Source organism: Peristeroidobacter soli, assembly GCF_004138485.1.
Taxonomy (GTDB): domain Bacteria; phylum Pseudomonadota; class Gammaproteobacteria; order Steroidobacterales; family Steroidobacteraceae; genus Steroidobacter; species Steroidobacter soli.
In genome coordinates this window covers 75,465-97,278 of record NZ_RYEV01000011.1, presented here as the reverse complement: position 1 = coordinate 97,278, position 21,814 = coordinate 75,465, and the positions used below count along the sequence as shown (strand labels likewise).

Here is a 21,814-nt window from a genome sequence, read left to right as displayed (position 1 = left end):
TGGCCTCAGTGCTTGAAGCGAACCGACAGGATGTAGTTGCGAGGTTCGCCGTACCAGTTCGACATGAACGCCGAGCCGACGCTCTGGTAGTAGGTTTTATCGGTGGCGTTGTTGATATTGAACGCGGCCGACCACGACTCGTTGATCTGATATTCGGCGCGAGCATTCACCAGCGCGTAGCCCCCCTGCTCGAAGTCGTAGGGCGCGCTGCCCACGTAGGCACCGTTCGAGTCGTACAGCGACACGCTACCGGCAACGTAAGTGCGCGATTGGGCGTTGACACCGGCACTGAGCTTCCAGCTGTCCAGCATTCCGGGCAACGTCACCGTGGTCCACAGCTTGAACAAGTGCTTCGGGGTTTGCGCCATGTACGCTGCGCCGTTGTTGGCGTAACCGGCCTTGAACTCGTTGGTGTTGTACGTGTAGCCGAGGAACACATCCCAGTTCCTGAGCAAGCGGCCGTTGACCTCCACGTCCACGCCGCGGCTTTCTACTTCGCCGTCGCCCAAGTAACAGCAATTCGCACCGCTCTGCGTGCTGCTCGGTGGATAGCTGCCATCCTGGACGAACGCGTTCTTCTGCGTGATCTGGTAGACCGCGATCTGCGTCGCCGCGCGACCTTCCAACAGCCCCCCCTTTACGCCGATCTCGAAACCGTTGCCGGTCTTGGGATCGAGCGGCGTGCCCGGCAGCGGGCCTTGCAGGCGATTCGACTGCGATTGATACGACTCGGAGAAGCTGCCGTACATCACCCAATCGCGATTGAAGTCATAGGTGAAGCCGGCGTACGGCGTGACGACGTTGCGATCGCGATAGCTGTACAAGTAATAGCTGTCGCCGGTGACCGGATCGCCCTCGTTGTAGTTGGTTTGGTAGTTACTGCGCCGGGCGCCCAGCACGATGTTCAGCGGGTCGCTCACACTCAGCTTCAGGCTGGCGTAGACACCGTCCTGTTTCTGATTCCAGTCGATGAACATGTCGGGATTCGCGCTCCGCCTCGGACGCGGAATGCTGTCGGGATCGAAGTTGAATGCACTGATGTTGGTGGCACCGGGATAGAACCAGGCCACGCCGCCGCTTGCCACTTCCTGCCAATCCCAACCCACGGCCAAGCGATGGGTTCGCCCGAACAGGTCGAAGGTGCCTTTCAGGGTCACGTCCGCCAGCGTTTGCACCGGTTCGAGATGGGTCTCGCTGCTGTACATGTTCGGAATCAGGCCGGTAGCGCGATTCACCGCGCCGTAGGCATACATATTGCTATCGACGCGCTCCTGATCGCTGCGCGTGACATTGACCCGCAACGACCAACGCTCGCTCAGACGCTGATCGAGCGTCGCGAACACCGTTGTCGTCTGCGCTTCCTCGTGGGCCCATGAAGGCGAGAGCACTGTTTCGCGCGGCAAGTGCAGATCGCCGCCATCCCGGAAGCGAGGGAAGCCGAAGCCCACGTGCGGACCTTCGTTGTCCTCGTAGGTGAGACCGACCAGCAAGCGCGAGCTGTCGGTGAGATCCGCCTCGAGCACGCCGTACAGCGTGTTTTGCGACTGACGGCCGATGTCGTAGATCAGGTCGTTGCGCTCGCTCACGACGACGGTGCGGCCACGCAGCTTGCCATCGAAGCCAATCGGGCCGGAGACGTCGAGCTGCGCGCGAAACTGATCCCATCGTCCCGCGAGCAACGCGAGCTCCACCTGGTGGTCCGCGGTGGGCCGCTTGCGAATCAGCTGGATGCTGCCGCTCGGCTCGCTGTTGCCGGAGAATAGCGCATCGGGGCTGCGCGTCACTTCGACCTGCTCGTAGATCGCGAGGTCGGGCAACTGGCGAAAGCCAAAGCCGTTGGTGATCGGCGCGCCGCCGTCGATCTGGATGCTCTCGATGCGAAAGCCACGCGAATAAAAATCCTTCTGCGTCAGCGACGTGGTCGTGATCGTCACGCCCGTGGTCTGCTCCAGCGCGGCCGTCAGCGTGTTGAGATTCTGCGCATCCAAGCGCTCGCGCGTCACGATCGTCACGGACTGCGGCCGATCTCGGAGCGTGTCGCCGGTGCGCGAGCTTAGGATGGGATCGTTGATGGTCGTGCCGGTGACGATCACTGTTTCCTGCGTAGCGTCGCTGATGCGCGCCGCCGGATCCCGCCGCACCGACACTGTGCGCTCATTGAGGAACGAGAACGTGAGCCCGGTATTTGCGAGCAGCTTCGCCAGCGCCTCGCTCGGCGTGAACGAACCGACCACCTCGCGTGCGACCACCCCCCGCCCTTCCTGCGGATCGATGACCACCTGCAAGCCGGTCTGGCGCGCGAACTGGTTGAGCGCGTCGCCAATGGGTTGCGGCGAGATGTCGAATTTGGTCGCCGTCTCGGCGCCTTGCGCACCGAGCGCGCCGGCCAGCGCCAGCACCGTGACAGTCGTGACTACGCCTGAATGTAAGGCCATTGATGAACTCCCCGGTTTTATAGTGAGACGGCCCCGGCACCACGACGGTCCGCTAACCGGATAGACCTCGGACGGCTGGCGAACTAGGTACGCCTGCGCCCCGGAAACATGAAGAACACAGGACAGAAAAGGTTGTACCTACTTTTGACCTCGCAACCGCTCTATATAGAGGTATGGCTCCGCCCAACGAATCCTCCTCGACCCCGCCGGCCGGCGACCCTGCCGAACGGCGCCGGTCCCCGCGCTTCGCAGCGCTTGTGGCCGAGCAGTTCGGAGGTGGCCTGTACCGGTACCTACTGAGCCGGCTGTCGCATCGACAGGCCGCCGAGGATCTGGCGCAGGAGGTTTACCTGCGGCTGTTGCGGTTCGCCGATCGCGAACTGGTGCAATCGCCGGAGAACTACGTCTATCGCGTCGCCTTCAACGTGTTGCACGAGTTCCGCCTGCATCAACGTCGCAGTCCGGTGCAGTTCGATTCGACCACGGTCACGGAACTGGAATCGCTGCTGCCGGACGACGCGCCGACGGCGGAACAACTCTACGAGCAGAACGATCGCGAGCAGCAGTTGGAGGCGGTACTAGCCACGCTGCCAGCCATGCAGCGCTCGGTGTTCCTGCTCGCCGTGCGCCACGACTTGCCGCACGAGGAAATCGCGGCCCGGTTGGGGATCTCGCTGCACACCGTGCGCAAGTATCTGTACCGGACCCTGCATTACTGTCGAACACAATTGATCAGCCAGAACAGGACGCGAGCCTAATGAAGCCTTTAGAGGACGCATCGCGGGACATCATTGCGCAGCAGGCCGCGCAATGGCTATGCGAACTACCCCACAGCGACGCCGGCAAGCGCGTCGATTTCGTGCAGTGGTTGAAGCGCTCGCCGGCGCACATCGAAGAGTTCCTGCTCGCCTCGACGATCTGTGCCTCCTTCGCTCGTGAACGTACCAGCAATTCCGACGAAGTCGAGCGCCTCATCGCAGCAGCATTACAAGCACCGCCCAGCGCGGAAGTCACGCAGCTGCACGCGACGATCGATGAGCGACCGAAAGTCACCGCCGACCTTGCACGTCGCCGCGGTCGGATGGCCGCAGCCGCCGCGATCTGCATGCTCGCACTCGGCGCGGTATTGATCGTTCCGTGGACCATCGACCGGCTCAACACATATACGACGCACACCGGCGAGCAACGGACCATTCGCTTGGAGGACGGCTCGCGAGTGCAAATGAATGCGCGCTCCAAGTTCGTTGTCCGTTATTCGGCGGACGCTCGCGACCTGGAGTTGCTGGAAGGCGAAGCCGTATTCGACGTCCAGCACGACACCCAGCGGCCATTTCGGGTCCACACCCCCGATGCTGTCATTCAAGCAGTGGGAACGCAGTTCAACGTCTATCGTCAGGCGTCCGGCCGCACCGTGGTGTCCGTCCTCGAAGGCGTGGTTCAAGTGACCCGCGACGCCGCTGATATTCAAGCGAGCACCACTGTCGAGGACACGTCGAATGCGCGAGTGCGGATTCGCGCCGGCCAAGGTGCCGATGTGTCTCGCGATCGCGGTATCGAGAAGCAGGAGAGCACCGACATCGCCCGCGTCATGTCATGGCAGAGCCGCCGACTGGTGTTTCGCGAGGATCGGCTGGAAGACATCGCCAACGAGTTCGCACGCTACAGCCCGTATCGCCTGGAACTGAACGGCGCCGACGTTCGGGACAAACGCATCACCGGCACCTTCGATGCCGACGATCCGCAATCGTTGGTGATGTTTCTCGACAGCCTGGGAACGTTCCGGATCGAGAGCTCCGCCGCCGGCGCGCAAATCACGCCTTACTGATCGTCAGGCGAAGCGATCGGCCAATCCACATCCTGTACATAGCCTTGGCATTCGACACATCGACGCGACAACGAATTCATCGGGGGTTCTCAGAGCGACCAAACAATGCGTGGACCGGGGCATTGGTCGATTTGCTCCGGAGACATCGAGCGCACAGCCGCGGCCGAACGAATCGAGCTCGAACGTCGCGAACGGGCATTTCGCGGCGGTCATTTGCCGCTCATCGCCAAAGATCGACCCGTCCTCCTCGTGGACGATGGCGCCGCCACCGGCGCGACCATGCGCGCCGCCGTGCGTGCAGCCCACAAGCTCAACGCCAAGAAGGTGATCGTCGCGCTGCCGGTAGCATCCATGGAGGCTTATGAGCTGCTGAGGAACGAAGCGGACCAAGTGGTCTGCCTGGGCGCACCGATCGGCTTCTACGCCGTTGGTCAGTGGTACGAGGAGTTCACACAAACGACCGACGAAGAAGTGACGGACCTGCTCGCGCGCGCAAACAGTATTGCGAAGTTTTTCGCGCTGCATCTCAATGCAACTCAGCCGCAGCGGGCTCCTGCTCCAGGAAGTAAGCGCTGATTTCGGCCTCGGCCGCCAACCAGTCATCGAGCTCGCGTCCCGGGGCAAAGCCACGTTTCTGGGCCCGATAGAAGGCGGCCTCGGCGACCATTTTCTGTCTTGCCGCCTCAGCGATGGAGAATCCTGACGGCGGGGACTGATCGGATTCGGTCGACGCCGATTCACTTCGAGTCGCGGATCGCTTGTGCCGGGCGTGTTTCGCGCTCTGCGGAGATTTCTGTTTGCTCATGGCCTTCGCCTCTTCAGCGGTGCGGTCGATGAGCACCAGTGTTTTCCTGAAATCGCGCTGCGTGCATGGGGACATGCGCGTAACGAATAGCAACATCTCGCATGCTGCCTTCGTCGTCGCACTCCGCCTTGCGCTCACGCGGTCCACTAGGTGCTTTCCAGATCTGTTTGCCGGTTCCTCGGATTCTCAGGCCGACGAGCAGCGCCGACGATGCTGGCTTCCGGCTACTCGACACGAGGACGATGCTATGGATGTCTTGCGTGCTATCGCGGCTCGGCGAGCCGTTCGTGATTACACCGATGCGCCGGTATCGCGCGAGTCCATTCACGAACTGATCGATGCGGCCATCCAGGCGCCGAGCGCTCGCAATCGTCAGCCTTGGTCATTCGCAGTTCTGCACGACCGCGACCGAATCGCGGGGTACGCCGAGAGCGCGAGACAATGGCTACTTGAACATCACAGGGAGGAACTCGGCGAGCTTGCTCCCATGCTGGAGCCGCCCGGCTATTCACTCTTCCATCATGCGCCCGCCCTGGTGATCATCCTCGCCACGGACGACTCGACGCAGTCCGCGGAGGACTGCTGCCTGGCCGCGCAAAATTTGATGCTGGCGGCGCGTAAGAAAAACCTGGGCACGTGCTGGATCGGCCTTGCCCGGCCGTGGCTGAATGTACCGGCGACGAAGGATGAACTTGGATTGCCGGCGCACTATCCGGTCGTCGCCCCGATCATTGTCGGCCATCCGAAACATTGGCCTGACGCGCACGAGCGCAATCCACCAGAAATTAACTGGATTGAAGGATGATGCGTGCCTTCTCCAGACTGGATACGACTGCGCCATGCACCCTGCACGCTATGCCGTGGCTCCGTGAATGCTTCGAATAATCCAGTCATGACCATCGCGTTGAATGAGCCGAAGATCCGCGAGTTTTCTTGAGGAGGTGCACCATGATCGCAATGACCCGGCGGCTCACCTTGTTCGCCGCAGGCGCACTGGTTGCATCGACGCACGCTCAGGCCGCCGAGCCGCAGGGCGGCGACAAAGCTCCTTATCGAGTCGTCGATGGCAAAGTCGACGAATCCACCTTCTTAGGCTGGCGTGCTTTTCATTCCGCATGTCACACCTGTCACGGGGTGGATGCAACCGACGGACCGCGCCTACAAGTTACGTCGCCAGTTACGTATGCAGCGAGCGAGAGACGGCCTTGAAATGCTCCCATTCCAGTGCCGGCCAGATCTCGGTGTCGGCGGCGCCGAAGGTGCGCACGAGAGCCGAAACCTTTATCGCAGTTTCGACATCAGGAGCGCTGAAGACGTCAACGTAATCGGGACGGCCGAGCACAGCATAGCTGTGCAACCAGCGTACATTCGGACATTGCTCCCGGATCTTGTCGACGGCGGAACGCTCGAGTTCCTCCAGCATGGTTCCGGTCCGCGCAATGCCGCTGCCGAGTTTCGTCAACATGATGAACGTGTTCATGACGACCTCCATTAGTGTGATAAGTGCACTCACCAGGTGGCGTACATCGCCGGTGTGCGGCCTGCCAGGTTGAGGAAAGCGGATGGATCAGCGTGCCCGGAGGCAAGTGCGCTCGCCTGCGCTTTCATCCGCTGCACTGTTTCGATGACCCGGTGGGGCGTGCCCAGATCGCTCCACCCGCATGCGGGTACTCTCAGCACGCGCAGCAAGTCGATTGAGCGCTGCAGAATGTCTCGTGAGAAATCGATGGTGGGCGAACGTGCGTACACTTCGGCGAGTCGAGGCATCTGCGCCGAGGCCGGCACGGAAGCGACGATGTGCCGCATCTCGTCGACCAGATCGGGACACGACTGCTCGAAACGGCGCAGCAGACTTTGCCCGTTAGCGGCGAAGATAAAGGAGTTCCACACGCCACCGCGAGCGATCAGTTCTCGCGCCGTGGCTGCATCCGGCTTCTCGATGAATTCTCGGACGGCGCTCACGTCAGCGGCACTCTCGGCCACAATGTATCCAAGCTCGGGATCCGCCTCGTCGGCGGTCATACCGAGTAGCAGGATCCCTTCGGGCGTACGAATGACGTCGCTCATCGCTTCACGCAGACTGGCCGCCAATACGAGCTCGTTACTCACGTAATGATCGGAAGGCAGAACCAGGAGGCTCGCCTCCGGATCCCAATGCAGGATTCGCAGCAACGGCAGAAGAATGCCATGCGTGGTCCCACGGTTACTGGGTTGGCTGATCAGGTTGCGCGCCGGAATTCTCAGGTCCAGGCTCTGCCACCAGCGGCGGTGATGCTCCGACACCGCAACGGTGATTCGCTCGGGCGATGTGACCAGACTTGCGCGAGTCACGGCATCGTGCAATAGCGAGCCACTGTGACCCAGCGAGCAAAACTGCTTGGGTACTGCAATGCCCGACGCCATCCGAGTGAGCGATTGCAGCCGCGTACCCTCGCCTCCCGCCAGAATCAACGCCCAGTTGTGTCCGGCGTCCCAGTAAGTCCCTCGGCGCTCTTGTGACATCGAAGTTACCCCTGCAGTCGCGGCGATGGATGCAGATGAGAGTGTCAGCTCCGGCGACGCTGAACACCCGGGAACGGCCGTGAAGGCTTACGTAATACACCGGAGCGGCGTGAGCTCGATCTTCACTGGCGCAATGCGATCCGCTCCACCCGGGGTCTCATCGCTGCCAGTTCCACTAACCATCTACGCGAGGGTCACGAAGCACCTTGCTCGCGCTCGGCAATATCTTTGACTCTCGAGCCCACTCCGGCAGGGACTTCCATGGCGGAACCCGCACAGCTGATCATCGAGTGCCTCGCGCGTCATCGGGCCCAGATCGACCGCGATCCACTACGGCGCGAGCGCTTGCGAGCTCTGCAGCGCTTTCAAGTCGAGCGCCTACGACGAACATACTCCGACTGCGCCGCGCAGCGCAGATACCGTGCCGCGCTCGAATTCTTCGTCACGGACCTCTACGGGCCACATGACCACACTCAACGCGACCGCGATCTTCACAAAGTGGTCGGCCAATGGGCACGGCTCTTACCAGCACGGGGGCTGCACGCAGTGAGCCGCGCCCTTGAGCTCGAGCTGCTGACCTACGCACTCGATGTCTCCGTGTTGGATGCGTTGAAGAATACGCCACCAGACTTTGAAACCTATCCCGCGGCTTATCGCGTCGCCGATCGCTTCGAAGATCGCCGCCGACAGATCGCCCTCATTCTCGCGGCTGGCCGTGATCTCGACTCAATGCTCGCCATTCCGGCGCTGGGCACGGCGCTGCGCGTGGCCCGCGTGCCCGCGCGGATGTTGGGCGTCATGGATCTGCATGGATTCGTCGAACGCGGCTACCGGGCCTTCGAGCCAATGCATGGCGCGAACGGGCTGCTGCAGATCATCGAGAACCGGGAGACCGACATCATGCAGCGACTCATCCAGGGCGTCGCCGATCCGTTTCGCTTGCACAAGTCTGCCCTGTCCGAAAATTAGGTCGTCAGGCCGCCTCTCGATGATAGAAGCTGAGCATTCCACCCAGCCTCTCCCGGCGCTGTACTCGACCACCTCGACGAATAGGACGATCGGCACGCTTCAACAGACGATTCTGCAGCCCCTGATGATTACGCTCTTCGTGATAGTGCGCCACGTACTGCGTCAGCGCGCGTTCAAGCGATGATCTGCTGAAGAAGACCATCCGCCCGGTACACTCCCGTCTTCACCGAACGTACGAATCTCTCTGCATACGCGTTCAAATTTGGTGATCGCGGCGGCAGTCGGATCGGCTCGATTCGCTCCCTGGTCAGTGCCGCGCGGAAGGCTGCGGAATATTTCGTATCTCGATCCATGATCAGGAACCGCGTGTGCCGAAGGAAGGGTTCCTCGGCATCGGTGAGATTGCGCACCATCTGCATCATCCAGACTTCGTCTGGGTGAGAGGTGACTCCCGCAATCTTCACGGCCCGACTCGCCAAGTCGACCACAAACAGAACGTAGTATGTCACCAATCCGCGCAGCGTGAAGACCTCGACCGTGAAGAAGTCCGTGGCCGCTATGCTGTCCCAGTGCGCCTTGCGAAACGTCGACCATGACGTGCGCTTTCCGCGCTCGTGCTCGTCGTCATCGAACATCACAGCCGTCGACTGATTCACTTTAATGTGACAGCGCATCCGACAGCGGAGTGGACGCGGCAGCAGCTGCGAGAGGCGGTGGGATACGAGGAGCGATATGTAGTGACCCAGTGAAAACAGCCATTGATACTTGCGCGGACCAGCGCGCGGTGAAAGCGCAACAACGTCGCGGGCCTGAGGGCCACTGCGACTTTCAACATACGTTGCGGCGAAACGAGCATCGCGCTCAGTCCCAGCACGATGTGGTCCAATGTGTGTAGCCTCGGCGCCTTCTTTCGAGGACGATTCAGAATCAGCAACTAGGGATTCGGCGATGACTGCGCGGACACCGCCCGGGATCACGATCCTGACTGTCGTGACCATGAGATGAGCTATCAGGATCAACCAATCCCGGTTGCGCATCTCGTTCGGGTTCTTCTGGAAACCGTACCACTCCCTAGTGTCCTAGTACCGAGTGTACTTCAGGTCGCCGCGCAACGTGCACGAGCCACGAAACGCAAGTATGTCTTCCTGCGAGTTGCCAACGGGGGCCCGCGCATCACGGCGCGCGCAGCAGTCAAGGAAGGCGACATGGGTGCGTGGAATAAGTGGTGTCGACCGCGCGCAATCCGACGAGACGGAACATCCGTTTACGCACTACCGCCCTCCCCAATGGGTGCCACGAAAGACCTTGAGCACCACGCCCAACCCTCGACTTCTGACTTTCAATATCAATTCACCCACATTCAGAGGTCTTCTTGAAGAAGCCGACGATCCGCCGGCTGGTGAGGTACGGGGTGGACTGCTCGATTACCACCGTCACTCAGTGCGTCTTCAGGGCCAGCGATTCCTCCCGGGGACGTTGGCTGGCGGGTCTTTAGCTCGCGTATCGCCCGGCGTGCCGTGGTGGCGCGGCGAGATCCGCCACAACACTAGAGCGCGATCGGCTCGACTTTGACACGCTTGGCCGATCGGGACGCGATGCTCGCCCAAGGTCGACGCGTATCCAGCCAAGTCATGGAATAGCATCGCACGATGAAGGGCGAAATTTGGATCATCAACGGTATCCCGGGAGCCGGAAAATCCACGCTCGCGCGCGCCTTGGCCGCGCGCTTAGAGCGCGCGACGCATATTGAAGGAGATTGCCTGCAAGGCTTCATTATTTCAGGCTCCGTGCCGCCTGGCGCCTTGCCGCAGACTGAAGAGCACCGGCAAATCCATCTAAACGTTCGCAACCAATGCCTGCTCGCGCGTTCCTTCGCCGAGGAGGACTTCGTGGCGATAATCGACTACGTGTTGGTCAACAGAGCCCGAGTGGAGGAATACCGGGAACACTTGAGCGCATGCGACGTGCGCCTGGTGACGCTCGCGCCTGGTGTGGACACCGCCTTGCAACGTGATCGGACACGCCCGGAGAAGCACGTTGGTGGCATTTGGCTTCAACTGCATGAAACGTTGACCGCCGAGCTTCGCGGGCTGGGCCTGTGGATCGATAACTCCAAGCTCACGGTCGATCAGACCGCGGACTATGTCCTGGCAAACTCAAATGCGGCGCGCATTTAACGACGCATCGATCACCGCGGCCGGGCCAGGGGCAGCACTTCATTGACGAGTGCCACCAGCAGCTTGCCAGGCTCTTCCTCGTACACCATGTGCGAGGATTCCTCGAACCAGATGAGTTTCTTGTAGGGCACCTTCAGCGCGTCATGCCATTCCTTCACGAGCACCGATGACGTGCCTCGGTCGTGGCGACCTTGCATGATGATGACAGGCACGTCGAACTGGATGTCATTGTTCAAGTCGACCCCGCCGAGCTCGCCCCACATCGATTGGAGAATGAAATCGTGCGCTTCCTGGCGAGCCTGAAGGTCGGCTGCTGTATACGTGGGGCTGAGTTGAGCGACTGCATGGTGCCGGCCTGCGCCGCCGGCTTTGAAGTAGCCGCCATAGTGCGCTAGCCAGCGGCGCTCGACCGCGAGGTTCTGCAGGTTGCGCTCGGGGTGAGTGGCATCCGGGAACGGCGCGATCGCCTCCAGCTGCGAGATCGCCTCGGTGTTCCTTTCAGCACGCGCATCCGCCAGAGTTGCCTCGTATCCGAGCGCCTCGCTGCGTGCGGCGTCAACGAACTGACCCATTCCGACGTAAGCGTAGAGCAGATCCGGACGCCTTTGCGCAACCTTCACGCCGAGAATGGTGCCGAAGGAATGCGCCAGCAGGAACACCCGGTCGCGTTTGAACCGCTTGCCTACGAGCTCGATCAATTCCTCCGTATCCCGGACCAAGCGGTCGATCGTCAGAGTTGCCGCAAGCGACTGCCGATCCTCGCGTCGATAACTCTTTCCCGCGCCACGCTGATCCCACTGCACGACCGTGAAGAACTCTTCCCAGTCGCGCATGTAGTAGTCACTGACCGCCGAGAGCGTAAATCCGGGCCCTCCGTGCACCACCAGAAGGATAGGTGCACTCCGATCGCGCGCTCGGATCGAAATCCACTGTGGGACGCCGCCGATGTTCACAATCTCTTGTTGCTCGATGCCATGCTCCGTGGCGATCTTTCGAATGTCTCGAAAGGCGTCGTTCGGCGAGGGGGAAGCATGACTCCATTGCGGCGTCGACACGATGCAGAACAATGTCATTAGTATCGTGGTGCGAGTGCCGATCACTATGGTCTCCGCTAGAGCAGGTGGCGCATTCCTCACGTTTAGACGCGACCGGCCATTGGCCGGGTTGCACTCCGTGGTCGCAATGGCTGCTATTCCATCCGCGCGTTCACGGCAGGTTGTTCATGCCTTCGTAGGATTGGACGGCAAGTCGCCGAGCGCATACCGAATCGCTCGCTCTGCTGGAGAGTACGCACCATCCGGCCGGTGCAGACGAAACTCTTCGGCGCCGTGTAGAGGCGGTTGCGCTATGAAACGAGGCTGCCTGCCTCGATGCGGCTGCGCTGCGTGGACAAGGAAGGGGTGACATAGATAGACGGTGCCCGCGCGTCCTGTCGCGAGCGCCTCGCGCCTTCCCGCCGATTCCTCGAAGCCGTTGGCGGCCAGCTCTCTCAACGACAGGCCGTCCTCGCCGGCCGGGGCGAGTTGCCGGGCGATGTCGAAGTGCGACCCGATCCTGATGCGCGTGGGCGCGTCCTCGTCGCCCACGTCGGAGAACAGAAATAACATGAGAAGCGCGCGTCCCTTCGAATGGATGTTGGCGCGCCAGGACATGAAGTCAGGGGTTTCGGTGCCGAAGCTCGCATCGACATGCCACCCGGCGTCGCCAGGATCAACCGGCGATGGAAAGCGAATAGGAAACGTACCCAGGCTTTCTCGCGGCAACCATCGGCCGCTCCCGACGAGTTTGTCGAATGCATCGCGCAGTACCGGCGTATTCACCGCCTGAACAAACGGCGGATCGGAATAACCGCCAAGGCGCACCACGGGCCGCGTCCACGTCGCCGGCTCGTCGGGGTCGCAGCCGGTGTGCGCCCACAGGATCCGGCGACCTGCTTCTGCCACGCCCTTCGGGAAAGCGTCTTCGATGCGAACGAATCCCTCCTGTACGAACGACTCGATTTGTGCTTGTGAAAGCATGCACTGATCACCTGGAACTGCTATTGCGCGCGCTTCGGCATGAACTTGAACGACTCATGGCGACAGCGGTTGACTGACGCGCGACGATTTGTGTCACTTTGTCGACCGCTTCGCCCCAACATATCGCGCACATGCGGTCGAGACATGAGCGCCGCGTGCCAGGCGCGTGTCATCCGCGCATGAGCGGCGGTAGCAGGTAACGCCCCTCCAGCAGGGCGGGACGCGGCAGATACGCTCTCAACATGATGGAGAACTTTTCGGTCGGCGGCGCCGGCAACCAGTTGGCGGTACGCTCGCCGCCCGGATCGTCGCGAGAAATCCAGATATCGAGCGAGCCGTCCGTGCCGCGCTTGAGACGGGGCGTGCGATCGCCGATCGAGTAGCGGTTCAGCGGATTGTCGAAGAAGAAGTACTGGCCATCGCCATTGACCTGGTACATGGTCAACGACCAGAACGCATCGACCGGCGGCAACTGGCTCGCCTCGAAGCGCATTCGCCAACGCACGTCGCTCGGCAGGTCGTACGCGCCACCCGGAGCGATCGGCCGCATGTACATGGCCTCCTGAGGAGGCAGCGCTGCAAGCGCGGTCAGCGCGATCTGCGCACGGAACCTGTAGTCCTGCCCGAAGTTGCCGAGCGTCGCTTTCGGATAGAGCCAACCGTTGGCGATCCGCCCCGACTCTCCCGTGGCCGTCAACTGAGCGCGCGCAGCGCCAATACCTGCTTCGATCGCTTTGCCCTCCGCCGCCGAGAATCGACCGGGATCGAAACCTTTGACGGGTCCGAGGCCGAGGGCCTCGACACGCTTGAAGAACGCAAGATCGGCGATGGGCGGCGGGTTCTCCGCGAGCAACCGCTGCACCGATGCGAAATATTCCGGCCACGGATCGGAGCGCTGCGCGAAGCGCGGCGGCGGAGGTACGGTCGGACCCGCGATCGACATGCCTTTCTGAATGGCGCTCGCCGCGGCGAGATCATCCGGTCCATCGATCAGCAAACGCGCCAACAGCCAGACCCAGCGTGTCGGCGAGCGCAGCGCGAGCGAATCGCGCGACGCGTCGGCGGGTCCGGTGATCGTCAACGTGCACGCGCCGCCACCGGTAGTGCGCGAGCCGAGCACGGCGAAGTTGTTGCCATACATGTCCATGAACTGATAGCTGACATAGCGCTCGCCCACTTCCGGCAACGTCAGCGAGACCGGGCCGGCGGAAAGATCGATCCATGCGACCGAGTACAACGTGTCGTTGTTCGGCGTGGTGACCGTCTGAGTCCGCGGAGTGAGCAGCGCCTGTCGATGCAACAGATGATTGGGACGCATCATCGCCAGCATTCTCTGCCGCGCCTGCGCGTTCTCGATCAGCATCAAACCATACAACCACGCTTCGGCAGCCGCCTCCTCGAGCGGCAGCCGGCGATCGCTGGCGACAGCTTCGGCCCCTCGTGGCTGCAGCCCGGCGGCGCCGGCCAGCATTGTTGCGATCATAAAACTGCGTCGATCCATGGCTCGGGTTACCTCTTGAGGACGGCGATTTCTCGGTGCGAAACGATATTTTGTGTTTCCGCGGATGGCATGGGAGCTTAGCTTCGAAACTCTCGGAAGCCTACTTGATCGATCAACAAAAAACATTCGCTCGACATTTGCTGACATTTGGGGGGGGAGCATGAAACGGCAACAGCGGAGCCTGCTGTCCGGCGCAGCATGTAGTCTGCTCGGCATCGGCGCGACGAGTGTCTCGGAGACGTTCGCGGCGGAGCAAACAACGTCCAGACAGATGATGGTCGTAGAGGAAGTCGTCGTCACCGCGCAGAAGCGCGCCGAGAGCCTGCAGCAAGTGCCGGTGGCGATCTCCGCATACACCGCCGAGACGCGCGATCTCAGAGGCGTGCTCAGCGTACCGGACCTGAGTGACTTCACTCCGGGGCTGAATTTCTCGCAGGGGCTCGGCCGCATGAGCGTGCGCGGCGTCGGACGCCTCACCAACAACTACGGCTCGGACCCGGGCCTCGCCAACTACTCCGACGGCTTCTACACATCGAGCACCGCCGAAGCAGGCAAGCATCCGATCCTGGTCGATCGCATCGAAGTGCTGCGCGGGCCGCAGGGAACGCTCTACGGACGCAATTCGATCGGCGGAGCCATCAATATCATCTCGAAGCGGCCGACCGATACTTTCGCGGGCGAGGTGCACGCCACGGTCGGCAACTACGACACTCAGCTATTTGGCGCGGCCCTGTCCGGCCCGGTCGCGGAGTGGTTGCGTTTCAGAGTGGCGGGAACCAGCGGCGGTCAAGGCGAGGGATTCTACCAGGACGTGGATGGCGGCCGCGGCGAAGGCGGCGTGCAAGACGACCGCTACGTGGAGGGGCAGCTCGAATTCGATATCGGCGAGAGCATCGAAGGCTGGTTGAAATATTCGCAAGCCGAATGGGATCGCGACGGGCGCTCCGAGGTTCTGATCACTCCCTACGACATCGCTCCCGTCTACTTCAGCGGCTTGTTTCCCAACGCCACGTTCAACGGTACGCCGACGCAGCCGGTGACGCCTGCGTTCGGCGATACCAATCCGGGCGTCAACAATGCGCGGCTGTACGACACCGACACTCCATCCGTGGCAACGCTCGACGGCTCGCACACTTACGTGCTCGAACTGGTCGGCCACACGGGCTGGGCGGACATCAAGTACACCGGCGGATACCAGGGCTACACATACCGGCTCGACGATGATTTCGACGGCATCGACCGCGGGCCCTACACCACCAGGCCGCCCACCCCGCCGACCACGCCCGGTGTGACATTCACGATCTTCCCGCAGCTGGAGTCCTTCTACCTGGAGGACAAGGAGTACTACAGCAACGAGATCAACTTGATCTCCACCCGCACCGGGCCGCTGCAATGGATACTCGGCCTCTACCAGTATCATGAGCAGGTGAATCAGTTCCAGGGCGTGCGTGCGCCATTGCAGCCCGAGCTGACCAACCCGCGCGTCGCGGCGCCGAGTGCCGCGAACCGCTTCAATCCGGAGGAGGGCCCCACCAATCCGGATCGCAATCTGCAAGTCTCCGGGGCCTTCCTGGACGCCGATGCGCGAGCTGTCTTCGGCGAGCTCGGATACAGCCTGAGCGACGCGTGGAAACTGACGGTCGGTGCGCGCTACACCGAGGATCGAAAGGACGCCGAGGAATACCGCTCTCGCATTTTGTTTGGTGCTCCGGGCGTACCGTACGCGTTCTATGCCAGCTCCGTGGTCGACGGCACGACGGTTCCCGAAATCGATCGACGCAACCACCTCACCGGCAAATGGCACGGCACGACTGGCACGGCTGCGATTCAATGGACGCCCGCAGCCGACACGCTCGCATTCGCGAAGTACACGCGCGGATACAAGAGCGGAGGCTTCAACGCCGGCCAGTTCGCCCCGGGGCTGACCGGCTATACCGAGCCCGAGTTCATCGATGCATACGAGATCGGTTTGAAGAAGACCTTCGCGAACCGCCTGGTCGCCAACCTGTCGTTGTTCCATTACGACTATGAGGACGCGCAATACCCTTCGACGGTCCGCGATCCGGCCAGCAATCTCAACGAGACGCGCTTCTTCAACCTCGAGAACGCCGTGTCACGAGGCGTCGAGCTCGAGGCGTTGTGGGCGGCGACGGATGCGCTGCAATTGCAGCTGAGCTACAGCTATCTCGACACCGAGATCGATGACTCGCGCTGCTTCATCGACAATGCCGACGTACGCGCGGCCGCCGCCGACGCGCGGCCGTGCAGCAGCGAACCTGCCGCGCAGCGAGGTCAGAGCATAAACGGCGACAGTCTGCCGGGCTCGCCAGAAAACAAGATCGCATTCAGTGCGGACTACACGTGGCGCATGCCGGCCGGCGCGCTGACGCTCTCTGGCTCCTGGATCTATCGCAGCGAAACCTACTACGAGGTGTTCTCGCGCGAGCACCACCTCGCACCGTCCTACGACGAGACCAGCTTGCGGGCGTTGTGGAGCCATCCCGAGCGCAACTACACGTTGATCGCTTTTGTGAGAAATGTCTTCGATGACGAGAGCACCGAACGCGTCAGCGCAACCGAGTCGTCATGGGGTGTGCGCTCCATCGAGGCAAGCTTGAGGCCACCGCGCCTCTACGGGCTCGAAGTGCAGTTCCGTTTCGGGCATTGAGCGGCATGCGCAGCTGCCGCGCCCGCCATACCAGGAGAGATGTGACGATGTTGAGCTTTCGATTCGTGTGCACGACGGCCGCGGTGCTGTATGCGGTGCTGTTTGCGCCTGTGCTGAATGCAAAGCAGGAAGCAGCACGCCCCGAGGCTGCTTCGGCCGAGGTCAGCGAGCGCAAGGCGAACATATGGAGTGAAGGCACACGGATGTCCGGCACGGTGTACGTATCCAGTGCCGCTCGAGGCGAGAAACTGCCCACGATTCTGATGGCGCATGGCTGGGGCGGCACGGCCTCTGCATTGCGTCGCGACGCGCTCGGCTTCGCGCAAGCGGGCTATCTGGTCGTGACGTTCGATTATCGCGGCTGGGGCGAGAGCGACTCGCGCATCATCCTTGCGAAACCGACGGCGCAGCGCCCGGCAGGAGACGATCGCACCTTCAGCGCCGAAGTTCTGGAGGTGCGCGAAGTCGTCGACCCGATCGATATGGTCGCGGATTGGCAGAACGCCCTGCACTGGCTGCACGGGGAACCGCGAGTGGATACCAGCCGCATCGGCGTCTGGGGCAGCAGCCAGTCGGGAGGCTTCGTCGCGGAGCTGGCGACGCGCGATCACCGCATCAAGGCGGTGTACAGCCAGGTGGGGGCCTTCGACGCGCGTGAACTCGGCAGAACGCGCGAAGCCTACATCGATGCCACGAAGCGGGCACGCGGTGAGATCGGCTATCCCGAGCCCGGCCTGCGCGTGCTGGGCAATCTGCGCGGCGCGCCTATCTACGCGCGTTTCGCCAACTACGCTCCGGTGGATCACATCAACGATGCCGGCGACATTCCCATGCGCATCGTCGTCGCGGAGCATGAGGAACTGTTCGACAACGACCAGCAGGGCATTCTCGCGTACCGACGTTACAACGGCCCGAAGGATCTGGTGATCGTGCCCGGCATCACGCATTACGGCGTCTACCTGCAAGCCTGGCCGCAGGCGCATCAGCTGGCGCTGGAATGGTTCGACCTATATCTCAAGCCACGATGATGTGTTCGATTCCTTTTGTACTCGGAGATCAAGATTCATGAATTCGCTGCGTAGATCGTTCATCGCCCTGCTCGCTTGCGCCTGCCTGCCGGGCGCCGTGTCGGCCGCCGACGTGAATGTCGCGGGCCGATGGGAGCTCACCGTCGAGACGCAGATGGGCACCGGCACACCGCATTTCGATCTCGCGCAGAACGGCTCGGCGGTCACCGGAACCTACCAGGGCCAGTTCGGCGAGGCGCCGGTGAGCGGCACGATCAAAGGCAAGAACCTGCAACTGAGCTTCAAGGTGAACGCCCAGGGAATGGACTACGAGATCGTCTACACCGGCACCGTCGAGGGCGACACGATCCAGGGCAAAGTCTCGCTCGGGGACGCCATGCAAGGCACCTTCACCGGCAAGAGAACCTGACGCCTCGCGAGCTTCCGATCCGACTCGGACGTGCCGGAGCGTCCGAGCCGGACCTCACGATCGATTGCCCGGGAGATCCAGGCCACTGCGAATACCAGCTTTCCAACGGTGACGCAGTCTCCGCAGCTGCGTCCGCCGCCATCTCAGATGCGGATCAGGGGGATCGATCATGAAAGACAACCATGCACTCACGAAGCTACGCGGCTCGTTCGGAGCCGCGGTCGCCTGGGGCATCGCGCTCTACAGCGGCGCGCCGCCGAGCATCGCACAGACGAATCAGCAACGAGCGCAGGCCGCGGCCACGACCGCAACCAGCAACGCGGCGTGCACCGCTCTACCCAGCTTCTACTGGGAGATCGGCGATCGCAATGCCAAGCTCGCGGGCGGCACGCGCGGCTCCTCGCCACCCACAGCCACAACGCAGATGAACGTGTACTCCGCGAGCAAGTGGGTCTATGGCGCGTACGTCTATCAGCGTCGCAACGGCATTCTCAACGACAACGACCTGCGCGCCCTGCGCATGCGCGACGGTTACACCGACACCAAAGCCTGCCTGTTGCAGCTCACTGTTGGTGCGTGCCATTCGAGCATGAGCACGCGCGATACCGCCGCCATCGACAAGTTCTTCTACGCGTCGGGTCACTTCCAGAAACATGCCGCGGTGGATCTCGGTCTCTCCGGCAAGACCGCCGATCAACTTGCGGCCGAGATCCATAACTATCTGGGCAACGACTGGACCTTCACTTATTCCCGCACCGATCTCGCCGGCGGCGGCAAGTCCAGCGCCGCCGATTATGCGAAGTTCCTGCGCAAGATCCTCAACGGTACGCTACTGCTGTCCGGCGGCGCGCTTGGCTCTCATGCCGTGTGCACCTACACGGGTCCGACAGATCCCGTCAGTGGCCGAGTGAATTGCGCGAGCGCCATGGACTCTCCGAGCAACGAAGCCTTGCAATACTCGATCGGACACTGGGTCGAGAGCGATCCGCAGTGGCTGGCCGGCGGCGGAGATCCCGCGTATAGCAGCCCCGGGCTGGCGGGCTTTTATCCCTGGATCGACTCCTCGAGAACCTACTACGGAATCCTGGCGCGCGCCGACCTCAGTCAAGGGGCTGGCGCTGCCTCGTCCGCGTGTGGGCGCCTGATCCGTAAAGCCTGGCTGACGGGCTCTGCACAGTAAGTCAACCCGCAACTGGCGACCGGCGACCGGAACACCTTGCTCCGGTCGGCCGGTCCTCAACGATCGATCCACTCGATGCAATCGCGGCGCAGCCGCACGATGCTCAAATCGGCAGAGTAAAAGGCGTGCCGCAGACCGAGTAGCTCTTGAGCGGCTGCGACGGCCAGCGCGGATCCTGCAGATCCTTCGCCCACTCGGCGATCGCCTCTTCCAGCGCTTTCACTCGGGCCGGCTCGCGCTCGGCAAGATTCGTGGTCTCGTTCGGATCCGTCTGCAGATTGAACAGCAGTGTGAATTCGCCTGTTAGACTCTTCCACAGCTTCCACTCGCCCTGGCGAATCGACACGAGCGGCGAACGTCGCCACATCAACGACTCGTGCGGATTGCCCGCCCTCTGCGCGGTGAGATAGGGCATCAGATCGACGCCGTCGTAAACGCGATCCTTCGGCAGCTCGCCGCCGCCGGCGATCAGCGTGGTCGGGAACAGGTCCATGAGCGAGACCATGCGGCGCTCGACCTGCCCTGCCTGGATCCGTGCGGGCCAACGCATCATCATCGGCACGCGCATCCCGCCTTCGTAATGACTGAGCTTCCCCCCGCGCAGCGGCTCGCAAGCGCAGATGCGCCCCAGATAAGCAGCGCACCCGTTGTCGGATATGAAATAGACGATCGTGTCCTCCGCTTCCCCGGAACGGGCCACTGCATCGAGGATCTCGCCGACCGCATCGTCCAGAGCGGAGACCATCGCGGCATAGATCCGGTTCTCCTCCTCGGCGATGTGCGCAAAACGGTCGTAGTACTTCTGGGTCACGATCAGTGGATCGTGAGGCGCGTTGAAGGCGAGATACAGAAAGTACGGATCGTCCGACCTGGCATTGCGCTCGATGTACTCGACGCCGCGGCGCGCGAAGTACTCTGTCAGATACTCGTGCTCGTTGTTCACCACCGTCCGATCGGCGCCCTCGATGATCCGCAACTGTGGACTGCGCTCGCGGATCAGCGTCGGCGCAAGACTCGATCCCGTCGGCTGTGCGTAATGCACGCCAGGCAGCCGCGGGTCGATGTAATTGGTGGCGCCGGCCAGAAAGCCGACGAACTCGTCGAAACCGCGCTTGGTCGGATAGAAATCGTCGTTGGCGCCGAGATGCCATTTCCCCACGAGGCCTGTGTGGTAGCCCCGCCCCCTGAGCGCGTCTGCGATCGTGATCTCGCCGGCGTCGAGGCCGAGGTTTTCCCGAGCGTCGCGTGCCGGCGGTCCGTTGTTGAACTCGAATCCGTAGCGAGCGGGATATCTGCCCGTCATCAGCGCGGCGCGAGAAGGCGAGCAGACCGGTGCGGCTGCATAGGCATCCGTGAACGTCACGCCCTCCGCGCCGATACGATCGATGTTCGGTGTCGCGATCCGCTTGACGCCATATGAGGAGATGTCGGCGTAGCCCAGGTCGTCAGCGAGAATGACGATTACATTCGGTCTTCCGGGGCGAGCTGCGACTTCGAGCGTCGCATCGGACGCCCGCGGCGGCGACAGCGTACAACTGCCCAGCAGAAAGGATGCAACCGCGGCGATGATGCGTAGATCAGCAAAGACGCGCACGTGGTTCACCTGGTACTCCATATTGTCGAGTCGGCCAATCCGGATGTCGTCTCTGCAGCGTCCATGATCGAGTGCGCGGCGGCATCGGTGCTGTCGAGATAGTGGCAATGACTGATGCGCGCATCGCTGTCGTTCCCGGCAAGCAATGCCCGAGCGATGGCGGTGGCGAAACTGATCGAGGCTTCGGCGCCGGCATGTCGCTGGCCGTCGGCCAGCGTGGCCGCGCAACGAACGCGCACTCTGCGCAGATTGTTCTCCATGACTGGGAGATCGGCGAGCGTGACGATGCGGTCGACCACGGCGGCGGCGATCTCCACGCAAAGGGCTGGATCGAGCTGGTTGCGCGCCACGCTGCTCGCCAGGTCTGCGATCGCCTCCGCATCGGCCGGCGTCTTGCGCTCGAGCCCGCGCTCGACCAACCGGCACTCGATGACTCGACGCAGCCACAGCCATTGCTCCAGCTGCGCGCGCGTGATCACGGGAACGATCACCACGCCCCCTGGAAACAAATGCAGAATCCCATCGCCGGCCAGCGAGCTCAATGCCTCGCGAACCGGTGTGGCGCTGACGCCGAGCGTGTCCGCGAGCATCGGGATGGACAGCCTCTGTCCAGGACGGATCGAGCCGCTGAGAATCGCCTGGAGGATGCTCTCGCGAACCCGTGTCTGAAGGGTTCGGCCTGGCCGATTCATTCCGGAACCGC

General features: G+C 62.3%; 20 protein-coding genes. 10 read left to right on the top strand and 10 right to left on the bottom strand.

Translation table 11 applies throughout. The features are described 5' to 3' along the window. Positions 1-5: 5 nt before the first annotated feature. Positions 6-2,435, bottom strand: coding sequence for a TonB-dependent siderophore receptor (locus EKO19_RS36490; protein ID WP_129782371.1), 2,430 nt, complete (start codon positions 2,433-2,435; stop codon positions 6-8). Between the two features lie 257 nt (positions 2,436-2,692). Here EKO19_RS36490 and EKO19_RS36485 point away from each other — a divergent pair, with 257 nt between their 5' ends. The 3 genes from EKO19_RS36485 (at position 2,693) to EKO19_RS36475 (ending at position 4,836) form a co-directional block, all read left to right on the top strand. Next, positions 2,693-3,193, top strand: coding sequence for an RNA polymerase sigma factor (locus EKO19_RS36485; protein ID WP_157995612.1), 501 nt, complete (start codon positions 2,693-2,695; stop codon positions 3,191-3,193). Further along, positions 3,193-4,260, top strand: a complete 1,068-nt coding sequence (locus EKO19_RS36480) for a FecR family protein (RefSeq protein ID WP_129782369.1) — start codon at positions 3,193-3,195, stop codon at positions 4,258-4,260. Before EKO19_RS36485 ends, EKO19_RS36480 begins: the two co-directional genes overlap by 1 nt. Before the next feature lie 105 nt (positions 4,261-4,365). Further along, the gene (locus EKO19_RS36475) at positions 4,366-4,836 is read left to right on the top strand and encodes a phosphoribosyltransferase (RefSeq protein WP_129782368.1); all 471 of its coding nucleotides are present in this window, start codon (positions 4,366-4,368) and stop codon (positions 4,834-4,836) included. Here the strand turns inward: EKO19_RS36475 and EKO19_RS40110 are convergent. After that, positions 4,787-4,927 carry a DUF2934 domain-containing protein gene (locus tag EKO19_RS40110; protein ID WP_407676684.1) on the bottom strand — a complete coding sequence of 47 codons (141 nt, stop codon included), beginning with the start codon at positions 4,925-4,927 and terminating at the stop codon, positions 4,787-4,789. The genes EKO19_RS36475 and EKO19_RS40110 overlap by 50 nt on opposite strands. 166 nt (positions 4,928-5,093) lie before the next feature. Between EKO19_RS40110 and EKO19_RS36465 the strand changes: the two genes are divergently transcribed. Next, on the top strand, positions 5,094-5,870 hold the full coding sequence (locus tag EKO19_RS36465; protein ID WP_217705825.1) for a nitroreductase family protein: 777 nt from the start codon (positions 5,094-5,096) through the stop codon (positions 5,868-5,870). A 372-nt stretch (positions 5,871-6,242) separates the two neighbouring features. On the opposite strand, the gene EKO19_RS36460 is transcribed toward EKO19_RS36465, so the two are convergent. Further along, entirely contained in the window at positions 6,243-6,545 is a 303-nt protein-coding gene (locus EKO19_RS36460) for a GYD domain-containing protein (RefSeq protein ID WP_129782365.1), read from the bottom strand. A gap of 29 nt (positions 6,546-6,574) precedes the next feature. Beyond that, positions 6,575-7,567, bottom strand: coding sequence for a sugar phosphate nucleotidyltransferase (locus tag EKO19_RS36455; RefSeq protein ID WP_129782364.1), 993 nt, complete (start codon positions 7,565-7,567; stop codon positions 6,575-6,577). 345 nt (positions 7,568-7,912) lie between these two features. Between EKO19_RS36455 and EKO19_RS36450 the strand changes: the two genes are divergently transcribed. Next, a complete protein-coding gene (locus tag EKO19_RS36450; RefSeq protein ID WP_129782363.1) occupies positions 7,913-8,536 on the top strand; it encodes an FFLEELY motif protein in 624 nt (207 codons plus the stop codon). A 173-nt stretch (positions 8,537-8,709) separates the two neighbouring features. Here EKO19_RS36450 and EKO19_RS36445 read toward each other — a convergent pair whose 3' ends face one another. Beyond that, the gene (locus EKO19_RS36445) at positions 8,710-9,534 is read right to left on the bottom strand and encodes a DDE-type integrase/transposase/recombinase (protein WP_129782362.1); all 825 of its coding nucleotides are present in this window, start codon (positions 9,532-9,534) and stop codon (positions 8,710-8,712) included. Between the two features lie 651 nt (positions 9,535-10,185). Here EKO19_RS36445 and EKO19_RS36440 point away from each other — a divergent pair. Then, a complete protein-coding gene (locus EKO19_RS36440; RefSeq protein ID WP_129782361.1) occupies positions 10,186-10,713 on the top strand; it encodes a P-loop nucleotide/nucleoside kinase family protein in 528 nt (175 codons plus the stop codon). An 11-nt stretch (positions 10,714-10,724) separates the two neighbouring features. Here EKO19_RS36440 and EKO19_RS36435 read toward each other — a convergent pair whose 3' ends face one another. The 3 genes from EKO19_RS36435 to EKO19_RS36425 all read right to left on the bottom strand — a co-directional run bounded on the left by EKO19_RS36435 (position 10,725) and on the right by EKO19_RS36425 (position 14,214). Beyond that, on the bottom strand, positions 10,725-11,786 hold the full coding sequence (locus tag EKO19_RS36435) for an alpha/beta fold hydrolase (RefSeq protein WP_129782360.1): 1,062 nt from the start codon (positions 11,784-11,786) through the stop codon (positions 10,725-10,727). A gap of 147 nt (positions 11,787-11,933) precedes the next feature. Next, entirely contained in the window at positions 11,934-12,731 is a 798-nt protein-coding gene (locus EKO19_RS36430) for a phytanoyl-CoA dioxygenase family protein (protein ID WP_129782359.1), read from the bottom strand. A 169-nt stretch (positions 12,732-12,900) separates the two neighbouring features. After that, on the bottom strand, positions 12,901-14,214 hold the full coding sequence (locus tag EKO19_RS36425; RefSeq protein WP_175597329.1) for a DUF1254 domain-containing protein: 1,314 nt from the start codon (positions 14,212-14,214) through the stop codon (positions 12,901-12,903). A gap of 178 nt (positions 14,215-14,392) precedes the next feature. On the opposite strand from EKO19_RS36425, the gene EKO19_RS36420 reads away from it, so the two are divergent. The 4 genes from EKO19_RS36420 to EKO19_RS36405 all read left to right on the top strand — a co-directional run bounded on the left by EKO19_RS36420 (position 14,393) and on the right by EKO19_RS36405 (position 19,517). Continuing rightward, positions 14,393-16,900, top strand: a complete 2,508-nt coding sequence (locus EKO19_RS36420) for a TonB-dependent receptor (RefSeq protein ID WP_175597328.1) — start codon at positions 14,393-14,395, stop codon at positions 16,898-16,900. A 47-nt stretch (positions 16,901-16,947) separates the two neighbouring features. After that, a complete protein-coding gene (locus EKO19_RS36415; protein WP_157995609.1) occupies positions 16,948-17,928 on the top strand; it encodes an alpha/beta hydrolase in 981 nt (326 codons plus the stop codon). Positions 17,929-17,965: 37 nt separating this feature from the next. Continuing rightward, on the top strand, positions 17,966-18,337 hold the full coding sequence (locus EKO19_RS36410; RefSeq protein ID WP_129782355.1) for a hypothetical protein: 372 nt from the start codon (positions 17,966-17,968) through the stop codon (positions 18,335-18,337). 169 nt (positions 18,338-18,506) lie between these two features. Then, entirely contained in the window at positions 18,507-19,517 is a 1,011-nt protein-coding gene (locus EKO19_RS36405) for a hypothetical protein (RefSeq protein ID WP_129782354.1), read from the top strand. Between the two features lie 103 nt (positions 19,518-19,620). Here EKO19_RS36405 and EKO19_RS36400 read toward each other — a convergent pair whose 3' ends face one another. Together EKO19_RS36400 and EKO19_RS36395 are read right to left on the bottom strand one after the other, a co-directional pair. Next, entirely contained in the window at positions 19,621-21,111 is a 1,491-nt protein-coding gene (locus tag EKO19_RS36400) for a sulfatase-like hydrolase/transferase (RefSeq protein WP_157995608.1), read from the bottom strand. A gap of 5 nt (positions 21,112-21,116) precedes the next feature. Continuing rightward, positions 21,117-21,803 (bottom strand): GntR family transcriptional regulator, encoded by a 687-nt coding sequence (locus EKO19_RS36395; RefSeq protein ID WP_129782352.1) that lies wholly within the window; start codon positions 21,801-21,803, stop codon positions 21,117-21,119. Positions 21,804-21,814 lie beyond the last annotated feature (11 nt).